4 protein-coding genes are annotated in these 4,162 nt (G+C 71.0%); all 4 read right to left on the minus strand.

The genetic code is table 11. The annotated features are described in order from the left end of the window. Positions 1–1,216: ERF family protein (locus CCN29_RS24845; protein WP_442538478.1), on the minus strand; the 1,216-nt coding region annotated here is incomplete at its 3' end. 228 nt (positions 1,217–1,444) lie between these two features. Then, complete coding sequence (locus CCN29_RS24850; RefSeq protein WP_086684568.1) at positions 1,445–2,623, minus strand: DUF2637 domain-containing protein; 1,179 nt, start codon at positions 2,621–2,623, stop codon at positions 1,445–1,447. Positions 2,624–2,800: 177 nt separating this feature from the next. Next, a complete protein-coding gene (locus CCN29_RS24855) occupies positions 2,801–3,532 on the minus strand; it encodes an ATP-binding protein (RefSeq protein ID WP_442538479.1) in 732 nt (243 codons plus the stop codon). A gap of 122 nt (positions 3,533–3,654) precedes the next feature. Further along, positions 3,655–4,162: hypothetical protein (locus CCN29_RS36205; protein ID WP_442538480.1), on the minus strand; the 508-nt coding region annotated here is incomplete at its 5' end.

Genomic DNA, 4,162 nt, shown 5'->3' on the forward strand with positions numbered 1-4,162 from the left:
ACTGCGCCGGGGGTTCGGGCTGGGCGGCCGGGGAGGGGGTCTCCGGCTCGGGCTGCGGCTCCGGCTGTGCCGCCGGGGGCGCGGGCTGCGGCTGTGCCGGGGGCGCGCTCGGGGCGGCAGGCTCGGCGGCGCGCTGGTGCTCGTGCTGCTCCGCGGGTACGGGAACGGCGGGGGCCGGCGGACGCTGGGCGATCTCCTTGAGTGCGAAGGTGATGGCCGAGTTGCCGTCGACCTGCCCCCATTGCGTCTGCACCTGGACGCTCTTGAGCACCGCGGGCGTGTAGTGCTTGCGGAGCTCGTTCAGGCGCTTCACCGCGGTCTGCGGGTCCGATGCCGCCTCGGCGAGGCGCCGCTCGACCTCGATGGGGTCCGGCGTCGGCGGCTGCTGGTGCCCGGAAGCCTGCGGGGCAGGCGTGGACGGCGGCCGATGCTGCCAGACCTCATCGTCGGGCGAAGCGCGGTGGTATTCGGGGTGCTCGGCGCGCATCTGCGCATCGCGGGCCTCACGCTCCTCGCTGACGCGGCCCTCCCGCTCGGCCTGCACTGCCAGGAGCACGGCCCCGCGCTCTTCAATCGTCTGCAGGAGCGTCAGTCCCGAGTCGTCCGGCATGGGCAGGCCGCCGTGCCCGTATTCCAGGACCCGCTGACGGATGCGTCCGAGGGCGGCGCGGTTGTACCAGACGTCTTCGCGGCGGAGCTGATTGACGTACCAGTCGAGCGGCGAGGCCTCGGTGTCCGGGCTGGTCTGGTCGCCGTCGTCAATGCTGCTCTCGGCGATCTCGAAGGCCTGCACGAGCGCGTACTTCTTGCCCGCCGTCATGGCCTTGTTCGAGCCCTTGTCGGAGACGTCGGCGCCCTCGCCCACGACGATGATGCTCGGCTCCATCACGTCGCCGGCCGGGCCGCGCACGACGTACTCGATGGTCAGGATGGCGACGTTGCTCTTGCCCCGCTGAAAGTGCTTCTGGTCGATGACGCGGGGCAGCATGCGGACGCCCCACTTGGCCATCGGCCCTCGCGCCGCGGCGACCAGGTCCTCCTGCTGCCGGTAGGCGTAGCCGAACTCCTTGTTCGTGCCGTTCTTGCCGACGGCGCCGATCTCCCTCATGACCATCACCATGGCCTGGTCGACGGTGAGATCCCAGATCGGCAAGTTTTCGGGATCGCGGGGCGGGGTGTCCTCTGCAGGCGCCTGTTCGGCGGTGTCCGCGGCCATGGGCGACCGACCTCCTGGTTGTTCTTCGGAGCGTGGCGCCCCGGCTCGCTCGTGCCGGGGCATGCTGCGCAACCGTGGGGCCTAACGTCCCCGCCATTGCGCTGGTTTACAGTTTACCACTCTGGCAGCTACGTGGGGCTGTGGCAGCCAGCCGGCCAGCGGACCGCGGTACAAACAAGCGGCGGGCGCCCGGTTCTCCCGGACGCCCGCCGCACGCTGTTGTGGAGGTCAGCCTGCCGGTACGAGCTCCCGCTCGGCACCGGCCACCTCCCCCGCCATCCGCGCCGCCAGCTCGTCGGCGTAGCGCTTCTCGAACTTGGGCTTCACGTTGGTGCGGCCCGCCGCGGCGGTGCGGCCGAGCCGGATGCCGAGCTGCGAGCCGTTCAGGTCACCGCCCTGCCGGAACCGCGGGTCGTCCAGGAAGTTGGCGTAGGTGCTCTCGTCCCGCGCCTGCCGGTAGATCCGGTACAGCTCCTCTTCCTTCTCGTCCGCGCTCATGCCGGGGAACTCGTCCACCTCGACGTCCCGCACGGTCGCGGTCGCCTTCCGGGGCGCCGCGCTCCGGGCCGGGACAGCGGCCGGCACCCGCGCGGCGGCCGCGCGCGCCAGAGCCTCGCGCCGCTCGCGCTCCTGGTCCTCCTTCTCCCGACGCTCGGCGGCCTCCCGCTCGGCTCGCTCCTGCTCCAGGCGCAGCAGGTGCTGCCGCTCACGCTCGCGCTGCCGCTCCTCGCGGTCGAGGCGCTCCTGCTCCAGGCGCGCCTCGTGCTCGCGCTGCTCGCGGGCCTGCCGCTCCTCGCGGTCAAGCCGCTCACGCTCCAGACGCTCCTGGCGTTCGCGTTCTTCCCTCTCGGCGGCCTCGCGCCGCTGCCGCTCCTGCTCGCGTTCCTGGCGCTCCCTCTCGCTGGCTTCCTCCCGCTCCTTACGCGCCCGCTCGGCGGCCGCCTCCCGCTCCTTGCGCGCCTTCTCCGCGGCGGCGGCCTGCGCGCTGGCGAGGTCGTCCAGCGCCTTGGTGATGGCGCGCCGGTAGGCGAGGGAGGTCTCGGCGGTGACGATGAGCAGCAGCGGCGCGACCGAGTGGACGGCGACGCCGACCATGTCGTGGTGCAGCGCGGAGTCGGCGACGTTCAGTGCGAGCGTCATGAAGCCGGTCATCCAGCGCAGCAGTGCCGGCCAGGCGCCGCCGGTGCCGCCGAGTCGGCTGATGATGGAGTCGAGTCGGACCACAATGACGACCGCGGAGTCCACGACGATGGGCAGGATGGGCGCGGTCCAGTCCCACGGGTCGGGGGTGACGCGCCTGACCAGCGGGGTGACGGTGAGCACGCTGTAGAGCAGCGCGCCGAAGGTGATGGTCCACGTTCCGGCCGAGAGCGTGCGCTCAGCGGAACGTAGTTCCTTTTCACTCATGCTGGCGAGACTGCGGGCGCGCGGCGGCGCCGAGCTCGGACTGGCAAGGGCCACGGGAGTCCTCCTGAGCGTCCTACAGGCGCCCTCGCTCGTGAGCACCTGATCAATCGGACAGCCTAGATCACCCGTGGCCTCGCGTCATGAACCCTTTCGTTCAGTGGTGTTGAATGCCCCTGTTCACCACGTTATGGGCTTGCGGCGGTCGTTGCCCGCCATCTTCACCGGCTTGGCCTGCCCGCCGATGCGGGACGCCAGCCGGTCGCCGAGCACTTCGGCTACCTGAGCGAAATCGAGGTTGGTGGTGAAGAGCGTCGCCCGCCCGGAGTTGAGCCGGGCCGTGATCAGGTTGGACGTGTGGGTGCGGACGTGGTTCGTGGCGTACCCGTCGAGCTCGTTGCATAGGTCGTCCAGGATCAGCAGGTCGCACCGCTCGTACCGCTCGATGACCTGCGTCTGCGTCAGGCCGGACGGTGCACGGTCGGGGCGCAGCCAGTCCAGATACTTCGAGTGCGAGACGAACCGGGCCATCAGCCCGCACTGGACGGCGAAGGCGCCGGCGGCCGCCGCGGCGACCGTCTTGCCCGAGCCGGTGGTGCCGTGCGCGATGAGGTGCCGGACTTCCGGGCGCAGGATGCGCCGCTCATGCTCCGGTAGTTTCGCCTGCTGGCGGTTGTGCCGCTGGGCTGCGGCGAGTTGCCCGACGAACGCGCGCATCACGTCGGGGCACTGCTCGGCGTCCAGTGTGTCGAGCGTGAACCGCGCGTAGTCGTCGTGGCCGGACAGGCGCAGGGAGTTGATCCACGCCTGCCGGTACACCTCGTGCTGGTACGCCTCGGTGTCGTCGGGACGGTCTTCCGTCTGGAAGGCGTTCGACGGGTCGAGGCCGCGGTTGCGGAGGATTCTCGTCACTGCGCCGATCGGTCCGTCGGCGCGAGTGAGTCCGCGCATGTCGGAGACATCCGATGCGCGGGCAGCGGGTACGGCAAGGGACACGTCTTCGGCCCTCCTTTCTTCGGTCGGCTCGTGCCGGGTCATAGGGCCTGGAGGCCGAATTCGCTGACGTCGGGGACGGCGGGAGCGTGCTGTGCTCCCTCAGCCTGCGGGGTGTCCTGCTGCCACTGGCCGTTGCGGAACAGCGGCGTCGGCCCGTTGGTGCGGGGTGCGCGCACGCCGCGCACCTTCTGGAGGGCCTTGTCGAACTGCCACTCCGGCGGGGACCACTGGCGCAGGTCGTGCAGGGCGCGCCAGATCTCGCGCTTGTCGTACCCGGCGGCGAACGCTGCCCGGATGCGGGTGCGCAGGTTCAGGAACTTGCCGCTCTTGGTCTTGGGTGTGCCCAGGAGCGGGCCCATGTCGTTGTTGGCGACCATCTTCTTCGCCTCCTCCCACCACGCATCTGCGGCGGTCTGGGCGAGCTCATCGAGCTCCAGTTCCTCCGGCGTCTTCTCCTTGGGCGGCTTGGCGGCCGCCTTCTTGGCCGGGGCCTTCTTCGCGGCCGTCTTCTGCGCGGGCACCTTCGCGGGCGCGGGCGCGGGTTCC

This window comes from Streptomyces pseudogriseolus, assembly GCA_002154585.1.
Taxonomy (GTDB): Bacteria; Actinomycetota; Actinomycetes; order Streptomycetales; family Streptomycetaceae; genus Streptomyces; species Streptomyces pseudogriseolus.

Coding starts and splice junctions, on each gene's coding strand:
- CCN29_RS24850 (WP_086684568.1), bottom strand. CDS start 2,623: ATGAGTGAAAAGGAACTACGTTCCGCTGAGCGCACGCTCTCGGCCGGA.